The sequence below is a fragment of the Nonomuraea sp. NPDC005501 genome (assembly GCF_040605905.1).
GTDB lineage: Bacteria > Actinomycetota > Actinomycetes > Streptosporangiales > Streptosporangiaceae > Nonomuraea.
Window position 1 is genome coordinate 26,770 of the sequence record NZ_JBEXDT010000028.1, and the last position, 22,975, is coordinate 49,744.

24 protein-coding genes are annotated in these 22,975 nt (G+C 69.3%); 21 read left to right on the top strand and 3 right to left on the bottom strand.

Translation table 11 applies throughout. The features are described from left to right. The coding region (locus ABZS51_RS16285) for a hypothetical protein (RefSeq protein WP_355441062.1) at positions 1–204 on the top strand (204 nt) is incomplete at its 5' end. Positions 205–344: 140 nt separating this feature from the next. Here the strand turns inward: ABZS51_RS16285 and ABZS51_RS16290 are convergent. Then, entirely contained in the window at positions 345–566 is a 222-nt protein-coding gene (locus tag ABZS51_RS16290; protein ID WP_026214226.1) for a BldC family transcriptional regulator, read from the bottom strand. A 255-nt stretch (positions 567–821) separates the two neighbouring features. Between ABZS51_RS16290 and ABZS51_RS16295 the strand changes: the two genes are divergently transcribed. Then, positions 822–1,040 (top strand): DUF4229 domain-containing protein, encoded by a 219-nt coding sequence (locus ABZS51_RS16295; protein WP_355441065.1) that lies wholly within the window; start codon positions 822–824, stop codon positions 1,038–1,040. Here ABZS51_RS16295 and ABZS51_RS16300 read toward each other — a convergent pair. Beyond that, positions 1,037–2,245 (bottom strand): hypothetical protein, encoded by a 1,209-nt coding sequence (locus ABZS51_RS16300; protein WP_355441068.1) that lies wholly within the window; start codon positions 2,243–2,245, stop codon positions 1,037–1,039. The genes ABZS51_RS16295 and ABZS51_RS16300 overlap by 4 nt on opposite strands. A gap of 78 nt (positions 2,246–2,323) precedes the next feature. Between ABZS51_RS16300 and ABZS51_RS16305 the strand changes: the two genes are divergently transcribed. From ABZS51_RS16305 to ABZS51_RS16385, 17 genes are all read left to right on the top strand, one after another. Beyond that, the gene (locus tag ABZS51_RS16305; protein WP_355441071.1) at positions 2,324–3,040 is read left to right on the top strand and encodes a demethylmenaquinone methyltransferase; all 717 of its coding nucleotides are present in this window, start codon (positions 2,324–2,326) and stop codon (positions 3,038–3,040) included. A gap of 207 nt (positions 3,041–3,247) precedes the next feature. Continuing rightward, the gene (locus tag ABZS51_RS16310) at positions 3,248–4,510 is read left to right on the top strand and encodes a geranylgeranyl reductase family protein (protein WP_355441074.1); all 1,263 of its coding nucleotides are present in this window, start codon (positions 3,248–3,250) and stop codon (positions 4,508–4,510) included. A 76-nt stretch (positions 4,511–4,586) separates the two neighbouring features. After that, positions 4,587–4,982: an NADH-quinone oxidoreductase subunit A gene (locus ABZS51_RS16315; RefSeq protein WP_310707233.1), complete on the top strand. Its 396-nt coding sequence runs from the start codon at positions 4,587–4,589 to the stop codon at positions 4,980–4,982. Positions 4,983–4,984: 2 nt separating this feature from the next. Next, positions 4,985–5,536, top strand: a complete 552-nt coding sequence (locus tag ABZS51_RS16320) for an NADH-quinone oxidoreductase subunit B (RefSeq protein WP_175591133.1) — start codon at positions 4,985–4,987, stop codon at positions 5,534–5,536. Between the two features lie 86 nt (positions 5,537–5,622). Then, positions 5,623–6,228 carry an NADH-quinone oxidoreductase subunit C gene (locus ABZS51_RS16325; protein WP_310707527.1) on the top strand — a complete coding sequence of 202 codons (606 nt, stop codon included), beginning with the start codon at positions 5,623–5,625 and terminating at the stop codon, positions 6,226–6,228. Continuing rightward, positions 6,225–7,553 carry an NADH-quinone oxidoreductase subunit D gene (locus tag ABZS51_RS16330; RefSeq protein WP_355441078.1) on the top strand — a complete coding sequence of 443 codons (1,329 nt, stop codon included), beginning with the start codon at positions 6,225–6,227 and terminating at the stop codon, positions 7,551–7,553. Before ABZS51_RS16325 ends, ABZS51_RS16330 begins: the two co-directional genes overlap by 4 nt. Beyond that, positions 7,550–8,206 carry an NADH-quinone oxidoreductase subunit NuoE gene (gene nuoE / locus ABZS51_RS16335; RefSeq protein WP_310707231.1) on the top strand — a complete coding sequence of 219 codons (657 nt, stop codon included), beginning with the start codon at positions 7,550–7,552 and terminating at the stop codon, positions 8,204–8,206. Before ABZS51_RS16330 ends, nuoE begins: the two co-directional genes overlap by 4 nt. Continuing rightward, positions 8,203–9,492: an NADH-quinone oxidoreductase subunit NuoF gene (gene nuoF / locus ABZS51_RS16340; protein WP_310707230.1), complete on the top strand. Its 1,290-nt coding sequence runs from the start codon at positions 8,203–8,205 to the stop codon at positions 9,490–9,492. Before nuoE ends, nuoF begins: the two co-directional genes overlap by 4 nt. Beyond that, positions 9,489–11,876 (top strand): NADH-quinone oxidoreductase subunit G, encoded by a 2,388-nt coding sequence (locus ABZS51_RS16345; RefSeq protein ID WP_355441081.1) that lies wholly within the window; start codon positions 9,489–9,491, stop codon positions 11,874–11,876. The genes nuoF and ABZS51_RS16345 overlap by 4 nt, the downstream gene beginning before the upstream one ends. Further along, complete coding sequence (nuoH, locus tag ABZS51_RS16350; protein WP_355441084.1) at positions 11,873–13,174, top strand: NADH-quinone oxidoreductase subunit NuoH; 1,302 nt, start codon at positions 11,873–11,875, stop codon at positions 13,172–13,174. The genes ABZS51_RS16345 and nuoH overlap by 4 nt, the downstream gene beginning before the upstream one ends. Beyond that, positions 13,161–13,676 carry an NADH-quinone oxidoreductase subunit NuoI gene (nuoI, locus tag ABZS51_RS16355; protein ID WP_310707227.1) on the top strand — a complete coding sequence of 172 codons (516 nt, stop codon included), beginning with the start codon at positions 13,161–13,163 and terminating at the stop codon, positions 13,674–13,676. The genes nuoH and nuoI overlap by 14 nt, the downstream gene beginning before the upstream one ends. Then, complete coding sequence (locus ABZS51_RS16360; protein ID WP_355441088.1) at positions 13,669–14,427, top strand: NADH-quinone oxidoreductase subunit J; 759 nt, start codon at positions 13,669–13,671, stop codon at positions 14,425–14,427. The genes nuoI and ABZS51_RS16360 overlap by 8 nt, the downstream gene beginning before the upstream one ends. Then, complete coding sequence (gene nuoK, locus ABZS51_RS16365) at positions 14,424–14,720, top strand: NADH-quinone oxidoreductase subunit NuoK (RefSeq protein ID WP_310707225.1); 297 nt, start codon at positions 14,424–14,426, stop codon at positions 14,718–14,720. Before ABZS51_RS16360 ends, nuoK begins: the two co-directional genes overlap by 4 nt. A 10-nt stretch (positions 14,721–14,730) precedes the next feature. Next, on the top strand, positions 14,731–16,638 hold the full coding sequence (gene nuoL, locus ABZS51_RS16370) for an NADH-quinone oxidoreductase subunit L (RefSeq protein ID WP_355441092.1): 1,908 nt from the start codon (positions 14,731–14,733) through the stop codon (positions 16,636–16,638). Further along, positions 16,638–18,203 carry an NADH-quinone oxidoreductase subunit M gene (locus tag ABZS51_RS16375; protein WP_310707223.1) on the top strand — a complete coding sequence of 522 codons (1,566 nt, stop codon included), beginning with the start codon at positions 16,638–16,640 and terminating at the stop codon, positions 18,201–18,203. Before nuoL ends, ABZS51_RS16375 begins: the two co-directional genes overlap by 1 nt. A gap of 8 nt (positions 18,204–18,211) precedes the next feature. After that, a complete protein-coding gene (gene nuoN, locus ABZS51_RS16380; RefSeq protein WP_310707526.1) occupies positions 18,212–19,786 on the top strand; it encodes an NADH-quinone oxidoreductase subunit NuoN in 1,575 nt (524 codons plus the stop codon). An 11-nt stretch (positions 19,787–19,797) separates the two neighbouring features. Next, positions 19,798–20,787 carry a polyprenyl synthetase family protein gene (locus tag ABZS51_RS16385; protein ID WP_355441095.1) on the top strand — a complete coding sequence of 330 codons (990 nt, stop codon included), beginning with the start codon at positions 19,798–19,800 and terminating at the stop codon, positions 20,785–20,787. Here ABZS51_RS16385 and rarD read toward each other — a convergent pair. Further along, on the bottom strand, positions 20,763–21,698 hold the full coding sequence (gene rarD / locus ABZS51_RS16390; RefSeq protein WP_355441097.1) for an EamA family transporter RarD: 936 nt from the start codon (positions 21,696–21,698) through the stop codon (positions 20,763–20,765). The genes ABZS51_RS16385 and rarD overlap by 25 nt on opposite strands. 120 nt (positions 21,699–21,818) lie before the next feature. Between rarD and msrA the strand changes: the two genes are divergently transcribed. Both msrA and ABZS51_RS16400 read left to right on the top strand, forming a co-directional pair. Beyond that, positions 21,819–22,481: a peptide-methionine (S)-S-oxide reductase MsrA gene (gene msrA, locus ABZS51_RS16395; protein WP_355441100.1), complete on the top strand. Its 663-nt coding sequence runs from the start codon at positions 21,819–21,821 to the stop codon at positions 22,479–22,481. 84 nt (positions 22,482–22,565) lie between these two features. Beyond that, entirely contained in the window at positions 22,566–22,916 is a 351-nt protein-coding gene (locus tag ABZS51_RS16400; RefSeq protein ID WP_355441104.1) for a hypothetical protein, read from the top strand. Positions 22,917–22,975: the final 59 nt, after the last annotated feature.

The window sequence follows — 22,975 nt, forward strand, 5'->3', positions numbered from 1 at the left end:
CAGCTGGGGGCCGAGAACGCGGGCCGGGCCCGGGCGGAGCAGCTGGGGGCCGAGAACGCGGGCCGGGCCCGGGCGGAGCAGCTGGGGGCCGAGAACGCGGGCCGGGCCCGGGCGGAGCAGCTGGGGGCCGAGAACTCGGGCCGGGCGGAGCAAGTCGGGGCGGAGAACGCGGGGCGGGCCAGGATGGAGCAGGAGGAGACCTAGCCGCGCGGCCGGTGGCCGGGGAGGACCGTCCTGGACAGGCGCCAGCCACGGTCAGCGGTTGGCGCCCGGCGTGCCGTACCTATCCAGAACGGCATCCCGCCGCGGTGATCCTGGCGCGCAGGATCACCGAAGACGGAACGTCAGACGCGCGGGGACTCGCCTGCCGGCCGATCGGCCGTAAGGACGTCCTCGCCTCGCAGAAGGGCGTGCACTTCCGACTCGCGGAAGCGCCGGTGCCCTCCGGGGGTGCGGATACTGCTGATGCGGCCTGCCGCAGCCCAGCGCGTAACCGTCTTTGGGTCTACCCGGAAGAGGGCGGCAACCTCTCCTGGGGTCAGCAGACGCTCGCTGCTACTCTCCACCAATCTCTCCCCCTCGCATCCCGCTTCCTGCCAGCGGGCGGACAGGTAACAAGTGTGTCGAGCGAAGCCTGATTTATCCGTGGTTTTCGACAAAGATCACGGGTTGTTATCAGCTGACTGCCCGATTGTTATATGATAGAGCCTCTTTGGGGCTCTCGTGGGTGTTTCTTTACGAAACTCCCTGACTGGGAACAGTAGCAGCGCTCGCGCCGGATGCGAAGAGCGACCGCACTAGCCGGCGAGTAACCTCGACGTGTGCGTCCCGTTCTCGTTTACACCCTGTTGAGGATTGTTCTCTTCCTCGTGACCGCCGGCCTGCTCTTCCTGCTGGGTCTGCAAAACCTGTTCTGGCTGATCGTCGTCTCATTCTTGGTCAGCGGAGTCGTGAGCTATGTCGTGCTGTCCAAGCAGCGAGACTCCATGAGCACACGCCTCACCAACAAGATCAACCGGCCGAAGCCGCACGACGACTAGGGCAGGGGGAACATGCCAATCCGGGCATGGTACTCCCGTCCGAGTCTCGTCGTGTCGCTACCAACCAGTAGTCCGCCGGGGTGGGCCAGAAACGCCTTCACCCCGATGCCGCGCTCCCGCCCGGGATTCCAACTGAGCGCCTTACCTGTCATCGGATGAATGGCCGCGATCCCCTCACGGGGCACCGCGCCCGGTCCGGCCGAGTCGTGGCCGCCGGGATTGTTCATCCAGCGCTGGTGGCCGCCCACGTAGACGGCCGCCCCGGTGACCGACACCGCGTAGAGCGAGTCGCCGCCGGTGCTGTTGACCCAGGTGGGCCGCACCTCCGAGGCCGTCGCGTACGTCTCGAACCTGGCGGCCGAGTCGCACAGCCGGCCGCTGCGCGGTCCTCCCGTGGTGACGACCACGAAGTAGCGGCCGTCCGGTGAGACGTCGAGGCCGCGCACGTACGAGGGGAACGCGCGCATGCACGCGGGCGCGTACGCGGTGGTCCGCCAGGGTGCGACGCGGGCCGTGGCGCCGGCGACGTCGATCAGCCCGAGCTGCGGCCGTGAGCGCCCGCCCAGGGTGGTGAAGCTGCCGTCGACCACCAGCCGGTCGGCCGTCGCGGCCAGCGCGGTGACCTTCACCTTGGGCGTCAGCGGAGCGCCCGGTGTGATCGCGAAGCGCGGGTCGGCCGCCCCGGTGACGGCGTCCAGCCGGGCCAGCGCCGTGCGGGGCCCGGTGAAGTCGCCTCCGGCGTACACCTGGGAGCCGCGCCGGGCCAGCGTGGTGACCATGCCGCCCGTGACCCGCGGCGCGAAGCCCGGCACCGCCGAGCCGTCGGCCAGCCTGAGCCGGGCCAGCGGCCCCAGGGGGGCGCCGTCGACCTCGGGGAAGTCGCCGCCCACGTAGACCGTGCCGTCGTCGCCGGCGGCCAGGGCGTGGACGGGGCCGTCGACCTCCGGCGCGAAGCCGGGCAGGATCCGCCCGGTGGCCAGGTCGTAGGCGAACAGGTTGTCGCGCGCCACCGTGCCGGACCGGTCGGCGCCGGAGACCTCGGTGAACGAGCCCCCCACCACCACGGTGCCGCCGACCAGCGCGATCGCGTTCACGATGCCGTCGAGGACGTGCGGCGTGGTGTCGACCGGGTCGGCCGACACCACCCGGGCGTGCGCGACGGGGGCGGTCGCGAGGAGCGCCGCGAGTGTGACTCGGGAAAACATTCGCCAAGTTTTAGCAGACTCTTCGTGGTTATACGCTTACTTTCCGTTGATTGTCGCCGTGGCCATAGGCTTGGTCCCATGACGCGTGCTCAGTTGGACAAGCAGCCGGACGAGGTCGCCGCGATGTTCGATCGCACCGCCCGGCGCTACGACCTCGTCAACGATGTGCTCACGCTGGGCCAGGTGCGCCTGTGGCGCAAGGCCGTCGCCCACGCCGTCGACGCGGGACCCGGCGAGCTGGTCCTCGACCTCGGCGCCGGCACGGGCACCTCGACCGACACCTTCACCACGCTGGGAGCGCGCGCGATCGCCTGCGACTTCTCGCTGGGCATGCTCCACACCGGTGTGCGCAGGCGCGGGGGCAACGCGCTGAGCGGGCCGGGCGTGCCGTTCGTCGCGGGGGACGCGATGCGGCTGCCCTTCGCCGACGACTCCTTCGACGCGGTGACCATCTCGGTGGCGCTGCGCAACGTCCACGACACCGCCCAGGCGCTGCGCGAGATGCTGCGGGTCACCAGGCCGGGCGGGCGCCTCGTGGTGCTGGAGTTCTCCCGCGTGACGGTGCCGGCCTTCGATCTCGTCTACCGCCAGTACCTGATGCGGCTTCTTCCCGTGGTGGCCCGCGTCTTCGGGTCCAACGGCGCCTCCTACGACTACCTCGCCGAGTCGATCAGGGACTGGCCCGACCAGGCGACCCTGGCCCGCACGATGCAGGGGGCCGGCTGGAAGCGGGTGGCCTGGCGCAACCTGGACCTGGGGATCGTGGCCATCCACCGGGGGTTCAAACCGGCCTGAGCCGGGTCCACGATGCGGGACACGCCGGGACGGGGTTGAGCGAAATTCGCTTCCGGCGACGGTTTGGTCAAAGCGGCAGGCCCCGACTGCCACTATGTACCGGAAAAGCGTTAGACTGCGGGCCGACAAGTTTGTGAAGGGGTTCACAAAGGAACGAAGGCGCCAGACACCCCGAGGCCTTCGAGCGTGTAGGACAGGAACAGTCCAGTGACCGTGCCCACAGCCAGAAAGCCTGACGACGATGCCGACGTCATCGTCGTCGGCGCCGGTCCCGCCGGTTCCGCCACCGCTTTCCACCTCGCCCGGGCCGGGCTCGACGTGCTGCTTCTGGAGAAGACCACCTTCCCCCGGGAGAAGGTCTGCGGCGACGGGCTGACGCCCCGCGCGGTCAAGCAGCTGATGAACATGGGCATCGACATCGACGCCCCCGGCTGGGTGCGCAACAAGGGCCTGCGGGTCGTCGGCGGCGGCCTGCGCTTCGAGCTCGACTGGCCCCAGCTGGAGCGCTTCCCCGACTTCGGCCTCGTGCGCACCCGGCAGGACTTCGACCAGATCGTCGCCGCCAATGCCGTCAAGGCCGGGGCGCGGCTGATGGAGGGCGTCAACGTCAGCGGCCCGGTCCTCGACGACCGCAGCGGCCACGTGGTCGGGGTGACGACCAAGGACGGCGGCACCTACCGGTCCCGGATCGTGGTGGCCGCCGACGGCAACAGCACCCGGCTGGCCCTCGGCATGGGGCTGCACAAGCGCGAGGACCGCCCGATGGGCGTGGCCGTGCGCACCTACTTCACCAGCCCCCGCCACGACGACGACTACCTGGAGACCTGGCTGGAGCTCTGGGACGACGAGACGCTGCTGCCCGGCTACGGCTGGGTGTTCGGCGTCGGCGACGGCACCGCCAACGTCGGCCTCGGGCTGCTCAACACCAGCGCCCAGTTCAAGAACATCGACTACCGCGACCTGCTCAAGCGGTGGTGCAGGGCGATGCCCGCCGAATGGGGCTTCACCGAGGAGAACATGACGGCCCCCATCCGCGGCGCCGCGCTCCCCATGGCCTTCAACCGGCAGCCCCACTACACGCGCGGCCTCGTCCTGGTCGGCGACTCCGGCGGCGCGATCAACCCGTTCAACGGCGAGGGCATCGCGTACGCCATGGAGACCGGCGAGATCGCGGCCGAGGTCATCGAGCGGGCCCTGCGCAGGGACACGACGCCCGCCCAGCGCGAGCGCACCCTGCGCGCCTATCCTGACGTGCTGAAGGACGCCTACGGCGGGTACTTCACCCTTGGCCGGTGGTTCGTCGAGGCCATCGGCAAGCCCGGCGTCATGAGCTTCGGCACCCGCCATGGTCTGCCGCACCCGAGGCTGATGCGCTTCGCGCTCAAACTCCTTGGTAATCTCACCGACCGGCGGGGCAATGCGTCAGACAAGATCATCAACGCACTCTCGAAGGTCGCGCCGCCAGCATGAATCCCGCACACACCCGGCACATCCATAGACCAGGCTGCGCGCCCGCGCGCGCGGCGACTCCAGAGGAGGCGTAGCGATGGACCTTTACGTGCCCATCCTGGTGCTCGCCGTTCTCGCGGGGGGCTTCGCGATCTTCTCGGTCGCCATCGCCCCCTTCACCGGACCCAAGCGCTGGAACCGCGCCAAGCTTGACGCCTACGAATGCGGCATCGAGCCGACGCCCCAGCCGGTCGGTGGCGGACGGTTCCCGCTCAAGTACATGGTGACCGCGATGCTCTTCATCGTGTTCGACATCGAGATCATCTTCCTCTACCCGTGGGCCGTGTCGTTCGCCCCGCTGCACGGCGACGACGGCCGTGTGCTCGCCTCGGGCCTCGGCATCTTCGCGCTGGTCGAGATGCTGCTGTTCATCGTCACCGTGCTCGCGGCCTACGCGTACGTGTGGCGCCGCAAGGGTCTGGACTGGGACTGAAAATGGGACTTGAAGAGAAACTCCCCAGCGGCTTCATCCTCAGCACGGTCGAGCAGGCCGCGGGATGGGCGCGCAAGAACTCCGTGTGGCCGGCCACCTTCGGCCTCGCCTGCTGTGCCATCGAGCTGATGGCCACCGGTGGCCCCCACTACGACCTGGCGCGCTTCGGCATGGAGCGCGCTTCGGCGTCTCCCCGCCAGGCCGACCTGATGATCGTCGCGGGTCGCGTGTCGCAGAAGATGGCCCCGGTGCTGCGGCAGATCTACGACCAGATGGCCGAGCCGAAGTGGGTCATCGCGATGGGCGTGTGCGCCTCCAGCGGCGGCATGTTCAACAACTACGCGATCGTGCAGGGCGTCGACCACGTCGTGCCGGTCGACATCTACCTGCCGGGCTGCCCGCCGCGGCCCGAGATGCTGATCGACGCGATCGTCAAACTACACGACAAGATCCAGAACATGAAGTTCGGCGCGCACCGGGCCAAGCAGATCGACGAGCTCGAACTGCGGGCCCTGCGCCAGCTTCCGCTGATCGACCAGGGGGCTGCCAAGTGACCTCCCCAGACAACCTCCCCGAGGTCCCCGGGGCCGAGGTCCCGGCGGCTCCGGAGGTGCCCGAGGCGCCGGTCGTCCGGCGCGGCATGTTCGGCACGTCCGACTCGGGTGACACCTCGGGCTACGGCGGCCTGGTGGTGCGGCGGGCGCCGCAGCTGTCCACGCCCCGCCCGTACGGGAGCTACTTCGACGAGATCGTCGACACCCTGGCCCTCGACGACGCCATCGAGCGCGTGGTCGTCGACCGGGGCGAGCTGACCCTGCACGTCAAGCGCGAGCGCCTCGTCGAGGTCTGCCAGAAGCTGCGCGACGACCCGGCCCTGCGCTTCGAGCTGTCGCTCGGCGTGTCCGGCGTCCACTACCCGCACCTGGCGGGCGAGGAGCTGCACGCCGTCCTGCACCTGTGCTCGATCACGCACAACCGGCGCGTCCGGGTCGAGGTGAGCTGCCCCGACTCCGACCCGCACATCCCCTCGACGGTCGGCGTCTACCCGGGCCACGACTGGCACGAGCGTGAGACGTACGACTTCTTCGGCATCGTCTTCGACGGCCACCCCGCGCTGACCCGGATCATGATGCCGGACGACTGGGACGGCCACCCGCAGCGCAAGGACTACCCGCTCGGCGGCATCCCGGTCGAGTACCGCGGCGCCACGGTGCCTTCGCCGGACCACAGGAGGGCATACTCGTGACCACTGGCTACGACGAGGCGACCGAGGGCAAGGTCTACTCGGTCTCCGGCGCCGACTGGGACGAGATCGTCACCGCCGGGGTGCGCGACTCCGACGCCGAGCGCCTGGTCGTCAACATGGGCCCGCAGCACCCGTCCACGCACGGCGTGCTCCGCCTGGTCCTGACTCTCGACGGTGAGACGGTCACCGAGGCGCGCGGCGTCATCGGCTACCTCCACACCGGCATCGAGAAGAACATGGAATACCGGACGTGGACCCAGGGCACCACGTTCGTCACCCGCATGGACTACCTGTCGCCGATCTTCAACGAGACGGCGTACTGCCTGGGCGTGGAGAAGCTCCTCGGCATCGAGGACCGCGTCCCGGACCGGGCCCAGGCCATCCGGGTCATGATGATGGAGCTCAACCGCATCTCCTCGCACCTGGTCGCGATGGGCACGTTCGGCATGGAGCTGGGCGCGACCACGCCGTTCCTCTTCGGCTACCGCGACCGCGAGATGATCATGGATCTCTTCGAGTACATCACCGGTCTGCGGATGAACCACGCCTACATCCGCCCCGGCGGCGTGAGCGTGGACCTGCCCGCGGGCGCGGTCGACAAGGTCGGCGAGTTCCTCAAGGAGATGCCCAAGCGGATCAAGGACATCCGCAAGCTCCTCGACGCCAACCCGGTCTACCTCAGCCGCACCCGCGACGTCGCCTACCTCGACCTGACCGGCTGCATGGCCCTCGGCATCACCGGGCCGATCCTGCGCGCCGCCGGCCTGCCGTGGGACCTGCGCAAGTCGCAGCCCTACTGCGGGTACGAGACCTACGAGTTCGAGGTGGCCACCGAGCGCGGCGCCGACGTGTACTCCCGTTACCTCGTGCGCATGCGCGAGATGGAGGAGTCGCTCAAGATCGTCGAGCAGGCCCTCGACCGCATCGCCGGCCCGCTCAAGGGCGACCCCGTGATGATCGAGGACAAGAAGATCGGCTGGCCCGCGCAGCTCGCGCTCGGCCCCGACGGCTTCGGCAACTCGCCCGATCACATCGCGCACATCATGGGCAGCTCCATGGAGGCCCTCATCCACCACTTCAAGCTGGTGACCGAGGGCTTCCGGGTGCCGGCCGGGCAGGCGTACGCCTCGATCGAGTCGCCGAAGGGCGAGCTCGGCGCCCACGTGATCAGCGACGGGGGCACCCGCCCCTACCGCGTGCACTTCCGCGAGCCGTCCTTCTGCAACCTGCAGGGCTTCCCCGCGATGGCGGAGGGCGGCCAGATCGCCGACGTCATCGCCGCGGTGGCTTCTATCGACCCCGTCATGGGAGGTGTGGACCGGTGACTTATTCACCGGAAGTCCGTGAGCGTCTCGAGCGGGACGCCAAGGAGATCATCGGCCGCTACCCCAAGGCGCGCTCCGCCCTGCTGCCGCTGCTCCACCTGGTGCAGTCGGAGGACGGCTACGTCTCCGACGCCGGCCAGGAGTTCTGCGCGGAGATGCTGGGCCTCAGCAAGGCCGAGGTCGTCGGCGTCTCCACCTTCTACACCATGTACAAGCGCAGGCCCGCCGGCGACTACCACGTCGGCGTGTGCATCAACTCGCTGTGCGCGGTCATGGGCGGCGACCAGATCTGGGAGGAGCTGAGCGAGCACGTCGGCGTCGGTCACGAGGAGACCACCTCCGACGGCAAGGTCTCGCTGGAGCGCCTGGAGTGCAACGCCGCCTGCGACTTCGCCCCGGTCATGATGGTCAACTGGGAGTTCTTCGACAACCAGACGCCCGACTCCGCCAAGCAGCTCGTGGACGACCTGCGTGACGGCAAGGACGTGCGGCCGACCCGGGGCCCGAAGAAGCTGTGCACCTTCAAGGAGGCCTCGCGCGTGCTCGCCGGCCTGCCCGACGACCTCGCGGGCGAGGGCCCGTCGGCCGCCGGCGCCTCGCTGGAGGGCCTGAAGGTCGCCAAGGCCAACGGATGGAAGGCCCCAGAGGCATGAGCGTCACCCTGACTCCCGTCCTGACCGCCAACTGGGACCGTCCCGACTCCTTCACCCTCGACGGCTACGGGCCGTACGAGGCGGCCAAGAAGGCGCTCGGCATGGACCCCGACGCGGTCATCCAGGCCGTCAAGGACTCCGGCCTGCGCGGCCGCGGCGGCGCGGGCTTCCCGACCGGCATGAAGTGGGGCTTCATCCCGCAGGGCGACGGCAAGCCGCACTACCTCGTCGTCAACGCCGACGAGTCGGAGCCGGGCACCTGCAAGGACATCCCGCTTATGATGGCCAACCCCCACTCGCTGGTCGAGGGCGTCATCATCACGGCCTACGCCATCCGCGCCAACCACGCCTTCATCTACGTGCGCGGCGAGGTGCTGCACGTCATCCGCCGGCTGCACGCGGCCGTGCGCGAGGCGTACGAGAAGGGCTACCTGGGCACCGACATCTTCGGCTCCGGCTACGACCTGGAGCTCGTCGTGCACAGCGGTGCCGGGGCGTACATCTGCGGCGAGGAGACGGCGCTGCTCGACTCGCTCGAAGGCTTCCGGGGCCAACCTCGACTCAAGCCTCCGTTCCCGGCCGTGGCGGGCCTGTACGCCTCGCCTACTGTCGTGAACAACGTGGAGTCCGTGGCGAGTGTTCCCTCGATCATCGCCAACGGGGCCGACTGGTTCGCCGGGATGGGCACCGAGAAGTCCAAGGGCTTCGGCATCTTCTCGCTGAGCGGCCACGTCACCCGGCCCGGCCAGTACGAGGCGCCGCTGGGCATCACCCTGCGGGAGCTGCTCGACATGGCGGGCGGCATCCGCGAGGGGCACCAGATCAAGTTCTGGACCCCCGGCGGCTCGTCCACGCCGATCTTCACCGACGAGCACCTGGACGTGCCGCTCGACTTCGAGGCGGTCGGCGCCAAGGGCTCCATGCTCGGCACCCGCGCGCTGCAGATCTTCGACGAGACCACCTGTGTGGTCCGCACCGTGCTGCGCTGGACCGAGTTCTACGCCCACGAGTCGTGCGGCAAGTGCACGCCGTGCCGTGAGGGCACCTACTGGCTCAAGCAGGTGCTCAAGCGGCTCGAAGCCGGACAGGGCACCGAGGACGACCTGGTCACCATCACCGACATCGCCGACAACATCCTGGGCCGCTCCTTCTGCGCCCTCGGCGACGGCGCGACCAGCCCGATCCACTCCTCGGTGAAGTACTTCCGCGACGAGTACCTCAAGCACTTCGAGGTCGGCGGCTGCCCGTTCGACGCGAAGAAGTCCACTCTCTGGGGTGACCAGTGACAACAACCGCCGTAGAGACCACCCTGGTGACCCTGTCGATCGACGGGTTCCAGGTCAGCGTCCCCAAGGGCACCCTGATCATCAGGGCGGCCGAGCTGCTGGGCATCCAGATCCCGCGCTTCTGCGACCACCCGCTGCTCGACCCCGCGGCCAACTGCCGCCAGTGCCTCGTGGACATCCCCGACGCGGGCAACGGCCGCGGCTTCCCCAAGCCGCAGCCGTCGTGCGCGATCGAGGTCGCCGAGGGCATGGTGGTGCAGACCCAGCTCACCTCGCCGGTCGCCGAGAAGGCGCAGCGCGCGGCGATGGAGTTCCTGCTGCTCAACCACCCGCTGGACTGCCCGGTCTGCGACAAGGGCGGCGAGTGCCCCCTGCAGAACCAGGCCATGTCCAACGGCCAGGGCGAGTCCCGCTTCCACGAGCACAAGCGGACCTTCCCCAAGCCGCTCCCGCTGTCCACGCAGGTGCTGCTCGACCGTGAGCGGTGCGTCCAGTGCGCCCGCTGCATCCGCTTCTCCGACCAGATCGCCGGCGACCCGTTCATCGAGTTCTTCGAGCGCGGCGCCAAGGAGCAGGTGGGCGTCGCCGACGGCGCGCCGTTCCAGTCCTACTTCTCCGGCAACACCGTGCAGATCTGCCCGGTCGGCGCGCTGACCGGCGCCGCCTACCGGTTCCGGGCGCGGCCGTTCGACCTGGTCTCCACGCCGAGCGCGTGCGAGCACTGCGCGTCCGGCTGCTCGCTGCGCACCGACCACCGGCGCGGCCGGGTCACCCGCCGCCTCGCCGGCAACGACCCGCAGGTCAACGAGGAGTGGAACTGCGACAAGGGCCGCTGGGCGTTCACCTACGCCACGCAGCCCGACCGCCTCAAGACCCCGCTGGTCCGCAACGAGGAGGGCGTGCTCGTGCCCGCCTCGTGGCCGGAGGCGCTGAGCGTCGCAGCCCAGGGCCTGGCCGCCGCCCGCGGCAGGGCCGGCGTCCTCGTCGGCGGGCGCGTCACGGTAGAGGAGGCGTACGGCTACTCCAAGTTCGCCCGCGTCGCCCTCGGCACCAACGACGTCGACTTCCGCGCCCGGCCGCACTCCGCCGAGGAGGCGGCGTTCCTGGCCCACGCGGTCGCCGGTCGGGGCATCGAGATCTCCTACGCCGACCTGGAGAGCGCGCCCGGCGTGCTGCTCGTCGGGTTCGAGCCCGAGGAGGAGTCGCCGATCGTCTTCCTGCGCCTGCGCAAGGCGTGGACGAAGCGCGGCCTCAAGGTCACCGCCATCGCGCCGTTCGCCACCCCGGGCCTGGCCAAGATGGGCGGCACGCTCATCCGCACCGCGCCGGGCGGCGAGGCCGACGCGATCGGCGACCTGGTCGGCAGCCTCCCCGAGGGCACGGTCGTGCTCGCCGGTGAGCGGCTCGCCACCGTCCCGGGCGCCCTGTCCGCCCTCCTCCGGCTCAGCGCCGCCTCCGGCGCCCGGCTGGCCTGGGTGCCGCGCCGGGCCGGTGAGCGCGGCGCGGTCGAGGCGGGCGCACTGCCCAACCTGCTGCCGATCGGCCGGCCGGTCGAGGACGAGAGCGCCAGGGCGGAGATCGCCCGGGCGTGGAACGTCGCCTCGCTGCCCGCCGTCCCCGGCCGCGACACGGCCGGCATCCTGGCCGCCGCCGCGCAGGGCGACCTCGACGCGCTCGTCGTCGCCGGGGTCGACCCCTACGACCTCGCAGACCCGGCCGCCGCGCTGGACGCCCTGGAGCGCACGCCGTTCATCGTCAGCCTGGAGATCCGTGCCAGCGCCGTCACCGACCGGGCCGACGTCGTCCTGCCGGTCGCCGCCGTGCAGGAGAAGGGCGGCACGTTCGTCAACTGGGAGGGCCGCGGACGCTCGTTCGAGGCGCCGCTCAAGGTGCCCGGCCTGCAGAGCGAGCTGGTCGTCCTCGGCAACCTCGCCGACCGCATGGACGTGCACCTCGGCCTGCCGGACGCCAAGACCGTCCGGCGCGAGCTGAGCGCCATCGGCGCCTGGCGCGGCACCCGCGTCGCCGCCCCCGGAGTCTCCACCCGCTCGCAGGTCGCCCCGGCGGCCGGCCAGGCGGTGCTGGCGACCTGGCACCTGCTGCTGGACGAAGGCCGGCTGCAGGACGGCGAGCCCTACCTCGCGGGCACCGCCCGCGCCGCCGAGGCGCTGGTCTCGGAGAGCACGGCGGCGGAGATCGGCGTCGTGGACGGCGACAAGCTCGTCGTCGGCGGCCCCGGCCCGAACCCGGTCACGCTGCCGGTCCGCGTCGCGGACCTGCCCGACCGCGTGATCTGGGTGCCGGCGAACTCCGGCGGCTGCTCGGTCACCCGCGACCTGCGCGCGGTGGCCGGCGACATCGTCACCATCGGGAGCGCCTCATGAACCACGTTCTCGCGGCCGATCCGACCCTCGCCGACTTCGGCAAGGACCCGCTCTGGATCACCATCATCAAGGCCGTGCTGCTCTTCGTCTTCCTGATGCTGGGCGTCCTGTTCGGCGTCTGGTTCGAACGCAAGCTCATCTCGCGGATGCAGAACCGCTACGGCCCCAACCGGGCCGGCAAGTTCGGTCTGCTCCAGTCCGTGGCCGACGGCCTGAAGATGGGCCTGAAGGAGGACCTCTTCCCGCGGACCGTGGACAAGATGCTCTACCTGCTGGCCCCGGTCATCATGGTGGTCCCGGCGTTCCTGGCCTTCTCGATCGTGCCCATCGGGCCGGTGGTCAACCTGTTCGGCGTGCAGACGCCGCTGCAGCTCGTGGACCTGCCGGTGGCCGTGCTGTTCATGCTGGCCATGGGCGCCATCTCGGTCTACGGCGTGGTGCTCGCCGGCTGGTCGTCCCGCTCGCCGTACGCGCTGCTCGGCGGTCTGCGGTCGGCGGCGCAGGTGGTCTCGTACGAGATCGCGATGGGGCTGTCCTTCGTGGGCGTCTTCCTGTTCGCCGGGACGCTGTCCACCTCGGAGATCGTCAAGGCGCAGGAGCAGACCTGGTACGCGGTCCTGCTGATCCCGTCGTTCCTCGTGTACGTGGTCTGCATGTTCGGCGAGGCCGCCCGCATCCCGTTCGACCTGCCCGAGGGCGAGGGCGAGCTGGTCGGCGGCTTCCAGACCGAGTACTCCTCCTCCCTGAAGTTCGCCCTGATCATGATGGGCGAGTACCTTCACACGTTCACCGCCTCCGGCATCGCGGTGACGCTGTTCCTCGGCGGCTGGCGGGCGCCCTGGCCCATCTCCCTCTGGGAGGGGGCCAACCAGGGCTGGTGGCCGGTCCTGTGGTTCTTCATCAAGTTCGTGCTCACGTTCTGCTTCATCGTGTGGGTACGGGCCTCCCTGCCGCGCGTGCGCTACGACCAGCTCATGTCCCTGGGCTGGAAGGTGCTGATCCCGGTCAACCTGGCCTGGATCCTCATCGTCGCGGCGGTCCGCAACGTGGTGGTCAACAAGGACTACTCGATGCTGTCCATCGGGCTCGGCGTGGTCATCGTCATCGGGGCCATCGCCATCTGGCTCCGGTTCGACACCGTCAACCAGCGGCGCAGGGAAGCGAAGAAGGCCCAGGTGGAGGCCGAGTTCGAGGAGCTGACCAGCGAACCGGCGGCAGGTGGCTTCCCGGTGCCGCCGCTCGATCTGCCGCACTACCACGGGGTGCAGCACAAGGAGATTCCCAGTGGGACTAACTGATTGGCTGAACCCCGTCAAGGGCTTCGGGGTCACCTTCCACACGATGTTCAAGAAGCCCGTCACGGTCAACTACCCGGAGGTGAAGCGGCCGACGGCTCCGCGCTTCCACGGCCGCCACCAGCTCAACCGGTGGCCCGACGGCCTGGAGAAGTGCGTCGGCTGCGAGCTGTGCGCCTGGGCGTGTCCGGCCGACGCCATCTTCGTCGAAGGCGCGGACAACACCGAGGAGGAGCGCTTCTCCCCGGGCGAGCGTTACGGGCGCACCTACCAGATCAACTACCTGCGGTGCATCCTGTGCGGTCTCTGCATCGAGGCGTGCCCCACGCGGGCGCTCACGATGACCAACGAGTACGAGCTGGCCGACACCAGCCGCGAGAGCCTCATCTACACCAAGGAGATGCTCCTCGCGCCGCTCACCCAGGGCATGGAGCAGCCTCCGCACCCCATGCGGCTCGGCGAGACCGAAGAGGACTACTACCGGCTGGGACGGACCAATGGGTGAGACCGTCACGTTCTGGGTGCTCGCCGTCGTATCCGTCGGCGCGGCGCTCGGCATGGTCTTCAACCGGAAGGCCGTCTACTCGGCGCTGATGCTCGGCACCGTGATGCTCTGCCTGGCCGTCCTGTACGCGGTGCAGGACGCGCCGTTTCTGGCGGCGGTGCAGATCATCGTCTACACCGGCGCCGTCATGATGCTGTTCCTGTTCGTGCTCATGCTGGTCGGCGTCGACTCGTCCGACTCGCTGGTCGAGACGATCAAGGGTCAGCGGTTCTGGGCGGCTATCGCGGCCATCGGGTTCGCCGTGCTGGTGATCCTGGCCTTCGGCAACGCGGTCTTCGCGCCCCAGGCGGGCCTGGAGGGCGCGGTCGGCACGGCCGGCTACATCCGGTCGCTGGCGCTGTTGTTGTTCACCAAGTACGTGTTCGCGTTCGAGATCACCTCGGCGCTGCTGATCACCGCCGCGCTCGGCGCGATGGTGCTGGCGCACCGCGAGCGGCTCACCGAGAAGGCCACGCAGAAGGACCTGTCCCGGGCCCGCTTCCGCGGCGACCGGCCGTCCCCGCTGCCCGGCCCCGGCACGTACGCGCGCAACAACGCCATCGACATGCCGGCGCTGCTGCCCGACGGGACCGTCGCGGGGGACTCGGTCAACCGCTACATCGCGCGCTACGACGTCGAGGAGGGCCACCTCCCCGACGACCCGCGCCTGGCCGAGGCGATCCAGCACAAGGCCGAGGAGGACTCCAAGTGACCACGCACTACCTGGTCCTCTCGGGCCTGCTGTTCGCCATCGGTGCGATGGGCGTGCTCATCCGGCGCAACGCGATCGTGGTGTTCATGTGCGTCGAGCTCATGCTCAACGCCTGCAACCTCGCGTTCGTCACCTTCGCCCGCCAGAACGGCAACCTCGAAGGCCAGATCATCGCGTTCTTCGTGATGGTGGTGGCCGCGGCCGAGGTCGTCGTCGGCCTGGCAATCATCGTGACGATCTTCCGAACCCGCAGGTCCGCGTCCGTAGACGACGCCAACCTGCTGAAGTACTAAGAGGTGACTGGTGGAATCTCCCGCTGAGATCGTCCAGCACACCACCGGCGGCGTGATCGGCGTCTCGTGGCTCATGATCGCCTTCCCGCTCCTGGGCGCGGCGATCCTGCTGATCCTCGGGCGCAAGACCGACCGGTGGGGCCATCTGCTGGGCGTGGCCATGTCCCTCGCCTCGTTCGTCGTGGCGGTGCTGGCGTTCTTCGACATGATCGGCCTGCCCGCCGAGCAACGGCGTCAGGCCGTGCACCTGTACGAGTTCATCCCCGGCATGGTCGACATGGGGCTGCTCATCGACCCGCTGTCGATCAGCTTCGCGTTGCTGATCACCGGTGTCGGATCGCTGATTCACATCTACTCGATCGGCTACATGTCGCACGACCCCGACCGGCGCAGGTTCTTCGCGTACCTGAACCTGTTCGTCTCCGCGATGCTCCTGCTGGTGCTGGCCGACAACTACGTCGGCCTGTTCATCGGCTGGGAGGGCGTGGGCCTGGCCTCGTACCTGCTGATCGGCTTCTGGCAGTTCAAGCCGTCGGCCGCGGTCGCCGCCAAGAAGGCGTTCGTCGTCAACCGCGTCGGTGACTTCGGGCTGCTCGTCGGCATGTTCATCATCTGGACCGCGACCGGCACGTTCGCCTTCGGCGACCTGACCGAGAAGGTCGGGAGCATGTCGCAGGGCACGCTCACCGCGGTCGGCCTGCTGCTGCTCCTCGGCGCGTGCGGCAAGTCGGCGCAGCTCCCGCTGCAGTCCTGGCTGCTCGACGCGATGGAGGGCCCGACCCCGGTCTCGGCCCTCATCCACGCCGCCACCATGGTCACCGCCGGCGTCTACCTGGTCGTCCGCTCGGGCGCGTTCTTCTTCCCCGAGGGGTCGGCGCAGGCGCTGGCCGTCGCGATCGTCGGCGCGGCCACGCTGCTCGCCGGTGCGATCATCGGTTGCGCGAAGGACGACATCAAGAAGGGCCTGGCCGGCTCGACGATGTCGCAGATCGGCTACATGATGCTCGGCGCGGGCCTCGGCCCGGCGGGCTACGCCTTCGCCATCGGCCACCTGATCACGCACGGCTTCTTCAAGGCCGACATGTTCCTCGGCGCCGGCTCGGTCATGCACGGCATGAACGACGAGGTGGACATGCGGAAGTACGGCGGGCTGCGCAAGTACATGCCCGTCACCTTCGTCACGTTCATCATCGGCTACCTGGCGATCATCGGGTTCCCGCTGCTGTCCGGCTACTTCACCAAGGACGGCATCATCGAGACGGCCGTGGAGCACAACCAGGTGCTCGGCTGGCTGGCCGTGGCCGGTGCGGGCATCACGGGCTTCTACATGTCCCGGATGATCTTCATGACGTTCTTCGGCGAGAAGCGGTGGGCGGAGGACGCGCACCCGCACGAGTCGCCGGCCGTCATGACGTGGCCGCTGATCATCCTGTCGATCGGCTCGATCTTCCTCGGCGGCTACCTCATCCTGAGCAACAGGCTGATGCTGTGGCTCGCGCCCGCGGTCGGGCGTCCCGAAGAGCTGCCCACGTTCCACTTCGCCAGTGTTCCCGGCCTCGCCACGCTGGCGCTGGTGGCGGTCGGCGCCGCGTTCGCCTGGGTGCGGTACGGCCGGGCCGAGGTGCCCGCCGTCCAGCCGCGCGGCTCGTTCCTCACCACGTTCGCCCGGCGCGACCTGTACGGTGACGCGCTGAACGAGTCGCTGTTCATGCGGCCCGGTCAGTGGCTCACCCGGATCGCGGTGTTCTTCGACAACCGCGGCATCGACGGAGTCGTCAACGGGCTGGCCGCGGGCATCGGCGGGACCTCGGGCCGCCTGCGGCGGATCCAGACGGGCTTCGCCAGAACCTACGCGTTGTCCATCCTGATCGGTGCCGCCCTGCTGACCGGCGCCCTGCTCCTCGTTGGGAACATCTGATGTCGTCACTCTGGCTCCCCATACTCCTGGCGGTGCCCGTGCTGGGGGCCGTCGTGGTGGCCCTGCTGCCCAAGGGCGCCGACCAGGTCGCCAAGCAGGTCACGCTGGCGGTCTCGCTGGTCGTGCTGGTGCTGACGCTGGTCATGGCGTTCCAGTTCCCGTCGGCCAAGGGCGAGCGGTTCAAGTTCGCCGCGGTCTACGACTGGATCCCGAGCTTCGGCGTCCACTTCGGGGTCGGCGTCGACGGAATCGCGCTGGTGCTCATCGTGCTGTCCGCGGTGCTGGTGCCGATCGTGGTGCTGGCCTCGTGGCACGACGCCGACGGTGTCCGCTCCGCCGACGGCACGCTGATCACGCCGAAGCGGTCGGTCAAGACGTACTTCTCGCTGCTGCTCGTCCTCGAGGCGATGATGATCGGCGTCTTCGCGGCGACCGACATCTTCCTGTTCTACGTGTTCTTCGAGGCCATGCTCATCCCGATGTACTTCATGATCGGGTCGTACGGCGGGGCTCAGCGGTCGTACGCGGCCGTCAAGTTCCTGCTCTACTCGCTGTTCGGCGGCCTGCTCATGCTGGTCGCGGTCATCGGGCTGTACGTGGTCGCGGGCAAGAGCACGTTCATGTTCCCCGAGCTCGTCGGCGCCATCCAGGACCCGGCGACGCAGAAGTGGCTGTTCGCCGGCTTCTTCATCGCCTTCGCCATCAAGGCGCCGCTGTGGCCGGTCCACACCTGGCTGCCCGACGCCGCCGCCCAGGCCCCGGCCGGCGCGGCCGTGCTGCTCGTGGGCGTGCTGGACAAGGTGGGCACGTTCGGGATGCTCCGCTTCTGCCTGGAGCTGTTCCCCGACGCGGCCAAGGCGTTCACGATGCCGATCGTGGTGCTCGCGGTCATCAGCATCATCTACGGCGCGATCGTGGCGATCGGGCAGACCGACATGAAGCGGCTCATCGCCTACACGTCGATCTCGCACTTCGGCTTCATCGTGATGGGCGTGTTCGCCATGTCGCAGGTCGCCCAGTCGGGCGCCACGCTGTACATGGTCAACCACGGCTTCGCGACCGGCGCGCTGTTCCTGGCCGCCGGGTTCCTCATCGCCCGGCGCGGCTCGCCGCACATCGCCGACTACGGCGGGGTGCAGAAGGTGGCTCCGCTGCTCGCCGGCTTCTTCCTGATCGCCGGTCTGGCCGGGCTGTCGCTGCCGGGACTGTCGTCCTTCGTCAGCGAGTTCATGGTCATGACCGGTACGTACTCCAGCTCGGCCCACGGGTCCGGGGCGCTGACTGTCGCGGCCGTCGTGTCGGCGGTGGCGGTCATCCTGGCGGCCGTCTACATCCTGTGGATGGTGCAGCGGACGCTCAACGGGCCCACCGCCGAGCCGGTCAAGGCGTTCAAGGACCTGAACGTGCGCGAGATCGTCGTGCTCGCGCCGCTGGTCGCGCTGATCATCGGCTTCGGCTTCTTCCCCAAGCCGTTGCTCGACGTGATCAACCCGGCGGTGACCCAGACGCTGGTCAACGTCAAGGTGGACAACCCGGCTATCGCTGAGAAGGGGGCCGGTCAGTGAGTGACATCATGCAGGCGCCGACGATCGAGTACGGCACGCTGGCGCCGATGCTGCTGGTCTTCGGCGCGGCGGTGCTCGGCGTGCTCGTGGAGGCGTTCGCGCCCCGCTACCTGCGCAAGGTGATGCAGGTACCGCTCACGCTCATCTCCCTGGGCGGCGCGTTCGCCCTGGTGCTCGTTCAGGTGATCATGCGTGGCACGCCCAGCGCGGCGGTGGCCATGGGCGCGGTCGCGGTCGACGGGCCTTCGCTGTTCATCTGGGGCATCATCCTGGTCCTGTCGTTCGTGTGCGTGCTGCTCGTCAACGACGAGGGTCACTTCGTCGCCTCGGCGGCGGCGGTGCCCGGCAGCTCCGACGAGGAGGAGGCCGAGGCCAGCGGCGGCGGCCACACCGAGGTCTACCCGCTGCTGCTGTTCGCGGTGGGCGGCATGATGCTGTTCCCCGCCGCCCACGACCTGCTGACCATGTTCGTCGGCCTCGAGGTCATGTCGCTGCCGCTGTACCTGCTGTGCGGCCTGGCCCGCCGGCGCCGCCTGCTGTCGCAGGAGGCGTCGATGAAGTACTTCCTGCTGGGCGCGTTCTCCTCGGCGTTCTTCCTGTACGGCACGGCCATGCTCTACGGCTACGCCGGCACCGTGTCGCTGCCGGGCATCAACAAGGCCCTGGCCGGCGGCTCGCTGCTCGACCCGCTGCTGCTGATCGGGTTCGCGATGCTGGGCGTCGGCCTGCTGTTCAAGATCGGCGCGGCGCCGTTCCAGGCGTGGAAGCCGGACGTCTACCAGGGCGCACCGACCCCGATCACCGCCCTCATGGCCTCGGGCACGCTGGTCGCGGCCATGGGCGCCGTGCTGCGGGTGTTCTGGGTCGGCCTGGGCAACCTCGACTGGAACTGGCGCCCGGTCATGTGGGCCGTCGCGGCCCTCACCATGATCGTGGGTGCGGTGCTGGCGATCACGCAGACCGACATCAAGCGGATGCTGGCCTACTCCTCGATCGCGCACGCCGGGTTCCTGCTCATCGGCGTCATGGCCACGTTCGACAAGAGCCAGCAGAACTCCGGCTCGCTGTCGGCCATCCTGTTCTACCTGCTGGTCTACAGCTTCACGACGGTCGGCGCGTTCGCGGTCGTCACGATGATCCGGGACCCCGGAGGCGAGGCGGGTCACCTGTCGCGCTGGGCGGGCCTGGGCAAGCGGTCGCCGCTGCTGGCGGGCATCTTCGCCTTCTTCCTGCTCGCCTTCGCCGGCATCCCGCTGACGAGCGGCTTCTTCGGGAAGTACGCGGTGTTCGCGGCGGCCCTGGCCAGCGGCTCCGAGCGGGGCGACTCCATGGGCGGCTGGATGACCGGGCTGGTCGTGCTGGGCGTCGTCGCCTCGGCGGTGGCCGCGTTCTTCTACGTCCGCGTCATCGTGCTGATGTTCTTCAGCGAGCCGGCGGCCGACGGTCCGTCGATCGCCCAGCCGAGTATGGGCACCGTGGCCGTCATCGCCGTGGCGGTGCTCGTTACGGTAGGAGTGGGGATCTTCCCGCAGCCCATGCTGGACGTGGCCAACGAGGCCGCGGCCAACCTGTTCATCCGATAAGGGGATATGCCATGTCCGCGCCTCCCGTTGTTGACCTTCCCATTGAGGACGAGCGGCTGGCGCAGGACGTGGCCACCGGCCTGGCCGCCGTGGAGAAGCTCCTGCGCTCGTCGGTGGAGAGCGAGGACGCCTTCGTCACGGAGGCGTCCAAGCACCTCATCGAGGCGGGCGGCAAGCGCTTCCGCACGCTGATGCTGCTGCTGGCGGCCCAGTTCGGCGACCCGTCGGCGCCGGGTGTCGTGCCCGGCGCCGTGGTCATCGAGCTGACCCACCTCGGGTCGCTCTACCACGACGACGTCATGGACGAGGCCCCGGTCCGCCGGGGCTCCCCGTCGGCCAACGCCCGGTGGGACAACACCGTGGCCATCCTCACGGGCGACTACCTGTTCGCCCAGGCGTCCGACATCCTGGCCGACCTCGGACCGGAGCTGATCCGCATCCAGGCGCAGACGTTCTCGCGGCTGGTGCAGGGACAGATCCGCGAGACGATCGGGCCGCGCGGCGACGACGACCCCGTCGCGCACTACATCAGCGTCCTGGCCGACAAGACCGGATCGCTGATCGCCGCCTCGGGCCGCTTCGGCGCCCTGCTGTCGGGCGCGCCCGCCGACGTGGAGGAGCGGCTCAGCCGGGCCTGCGAGGCGATCGGCGTGGCCTGGCAGCTCGGCGACGACCTGCTGGACGTGGCCTCCACCTCCACCGAGTCCGGCAAGACGCCCGGCACCGACCTGCGCGAGGGCGTCCACACGCTGCCCGTCCTGTACGCGCTCGCCTCCGGCTCGCCGTCGCGGCTGATGGAGCTGCTGTCCGGCCCGGTGGCCGAGGCGGACGTGGAGGAGGCGCTGACGCTGCTGCGGGAGCATCCGGCGATGGTGCGGGCCCGGGACGAGCTGGTGGCCTGGGTGGACCGGGCCCGCGACGACATCTCCGCCCTGCCGGACATCCCGGCCAAGGCCGCGTTCATGGCGCTGTGCGACTACGTGGCGGAGCGCTCCGGCTGAGCCGTGACGGGCCGCGCCTCCCGGTTGCGGAGATGGGTGGCGCGGGCCGTACGGATGCTGTCGTAGGTGAAGACGGCCAGGGCCAGCCACACGATCGAGAAGCCGATCCAGCGGCTGGCCGGCATCGTCTCCTTCGCGACCAGCACCCCGCACAGGAACTGCAGGACCGGCGCGATGTACTGGAGCAGGCCGAGCGTGCTCAGCGGCACCCGGATGGCGGCGGCCGTGAAGCACAGCAGCGGCACGGCGGTGATGATGCCGGCGCCCACGAGCAGCGCCGCGTGCCCGCTCCCGGTGTGGCCGAACGTCGCCTGCCCGGCCGTCTCCAGGTACACGAGGTAGCCGAAGGCCGGCAGGAGCAGGACCAGGGTCTCGATGGTCAGGCTCTCGGCCGCGCCCACGTTCGCCTGCTTCTTGATCAGCCCGTACACGCCGAACGAGACGGCGAGCGTGAGCGCGATCCAGGGCAGCCGGCCGTAGTCGATGGTCAGCACGAGGACGGCCAGCGCGCCGAACCCCACGGCCGCCCACTGCAGCGGCCGCAGCCGCTCACGCAGCAGCACCACCCCGAACAGCACGCTGACCAGGGGGTTGATGAAGTAGCCGAGGGCGCTCTCGACGACGTGGCCGGCGTTGACGGCGTAGATGTAGACGCCCCAGTTGACCGTGACGATGGCGGCGGCGAGGGCGAGGAGACCGAGCTTGCGCGGCTGGCGGGCCATCGTCCTGATCCACGACCAGTGACGGCGCACCGCGAGCACCGCCACGACCGCGACCAGCGACCAGACCATGCGGTGGGCGAGGATCTCGACGGCTCCGGAGGGCTTGAGGAGAGGCCAGTAGAGGGGGAAGAGCCCCCACATCGTGTAGGCGGCGACTCCGAACAGCACACCGCGGCGAACGTCAGGCATGTCCCCCATAGTCGTGCCTTACCACCCTTAAACACAAATGTGTATCGCTATGCGGGACTATGTAGCGACCCTTAAGCGTTAAGCGTTCTGTATCGTAGGCAGAGTCTGCGGAGGTGCACCATGGGTTGGTTGTTCGGCGGCAACAAGACGAGCATGGTCCGGCCGGAGGACGCCCTGCCGGGGCGCCCGGAGGAGATGCCGGCCCCGGCCCGGCACGCGGTCCTCGACGCCCCGATCGCCCCGCCGTACCCGGAGGGCGCGCAGGTCGCCGACTTCGGCCTGGGCTGCTTCTGGGGCGCGGAGCGCATGTTCTGGCAGACGCCCGGCGTCATCACCACGGCCGTCGGCTACCAGGGCGGCTACACGCCCAACCCGACGTACGAGGAGGTCTGCAGCGGCCGCACGGGCCACACGGAGGCCGTCAGGGTCGTGTACGACCCGTCGAAGGTGTCGTACGAGGACCTCCTGAAGGTCTTCTGGGAGGCCCACGACCCGACCCAGGGCATGCGCCAGGGAAACGACGTCGGGACGCAGTACCGCTCGGCCATCTACTACCACTCGCCGGAGCAGCGGAAGGCGGCGGAGGGGTCGCGGGAGTCGTACCAGAAGGTGCTGTCGGAGGCGGGGTACGGGGACATCACGACGGAGCTGGCCGAGGCGGGCCCGTTCTTCCTCGCGGAGGAGTATCACCAGCAGTACCTCTTCAAGAACCCCGGAGGCTACTGCGGGATCGGCGGCACCGGCGTCTCTTGCCCGGTGGGTCTGACCTCTGGCGAAGCCTGAGCCGTGCCTTTACGGACACCCCGGGAGCACCTGGAGGACGTGCGCAGGCGGCCTGGGGCGTACGGGCTGGACGGCTCGTATCGGTTGTCCACGACCTACCTCGCCGGGTTCCACGCGGGCAGCGGTCACACCTTCCTGGACGGCTTCAGGGAATGGTTGATCGTGCAGGTGGACGGCGGTAACAACCTCGTCTGGGAGGCGCTGGTGTTCATGCTGGCGTTTCCCGGCGAGACCATGCGCTCTCTTCACGCTCGGATGGACGACGAGCGGAACGTGGTCGTCGTGAGGACTCTCTTCGACGCGCTTGAACGGTTCTTGGACGATCGCGACGGCCGGCTGGGCGGGAAGGACATGATCCGTGCCGACTACGAGACGTGGCTCAGTCGGCAGAGTTGGAGCCGTCCTAGTCACCGCCCTTGTGACCACGGACAGTAGACGCGGCGACAATCTTCTCTACAGGGTCAAGGGCAGCCCGCCTGCGGCGGCCTGCCGCG

Excerpts from the sequence above, each read along its gene's own strand:
- ABZS51_RS16325 (WP_310707527.1), top strand. The coding sequence starts at position 5,623 with ATGTTCGGCACGTCCGACTCGGGTGACACCTCGGGCTACGGCGGCCTG.
- rarD (WP_355441097.1), bottom strand. The coding sequence starts at position 21,698 with ATGCCTGACGTTCGCCGCGGTGTGCTGTTCGGAGTCGCCGCCTACACG.
- ABZS51_RS16300 (WP_355441068.1), bottom strand. The coding sequence starts at position 2,245 with ATGTTTTCCCGAGTCACACTCGCGGCGCTCCTCGCGACCGCCCCCGTC.
- nuoF (WP_310707230.1), top strand. The coding sequence starts at position 8,203 with ATGAGCGTCACCCTGACTCCCGTCCTGACCGCCAACTGGGACCGTCCC.
- ABZS51_RS16320 (WP_175591133.1), top strand. The coding sequence starts at position 4,985 with ATGGGACTTGAAGAGAAACTCCCCAGCGGCTTCATCCTCAGCACGGTC.
- nuoH (WP_355441084.1), top strand. The coding sequence starts at position 11,873 with ATGAACCACGTTCTCGCGGCCGATCCGACCCTCGCCGACTTCGGCAAG.
- msrA (WP_355441100.1), top strand. The coding sequence starts at position 21,819 with ATGGGTTGGTTGTTCGGCGGCAACAAGACGAGCATGGTCCGGCCGGAG.
- ABZS51_RS16305 (WP_355441071.1), top strand. The coding sequence starts at position 2,324 with ATGACGCGTGCTCAGTTGGACAAGCAGCCGGACGAGGTCGCCGCGATG.
- nuoN (WP_310707526.1), top strand. The coding sequence starts at position 18,212 with ATGCAGGCGCCGACGATCGAGTACGGCACGCTGGCGCCGATGCTGCTG.
- ABZS51_RS16360 (WP_355441088.1), top strand. The coding sequence starts at position 13,669 with ATGGGTGAGACCGTCACGTTCTGGGTGCTCGCCGTCGTATCCGTCGGC.
- ABZS51_RS16375 (WP_310707223.1), top strand. The coding sequence starts at position 16,638 with ATGTCGTCACTCTGGCTCCCCATACTCCTGGCGGTGCCCGTGCTGGGG.
- ABZS51_RS16385 (WP_355441095.1), top strand. The coding sequence starts at position 19,798 with ATGTCCGCGCCTCCCGTTGTTGACCTTCCCATTGAGGACGAGCGGCTG.
- ABZS51_RS16315 (WP_310707233.1), top strand. The coding sequence starts at position 4,587 with ATGGACCTTTACGTGCCCATCCTGGTGCTCGCCGTTCTCGCGGGGGGC.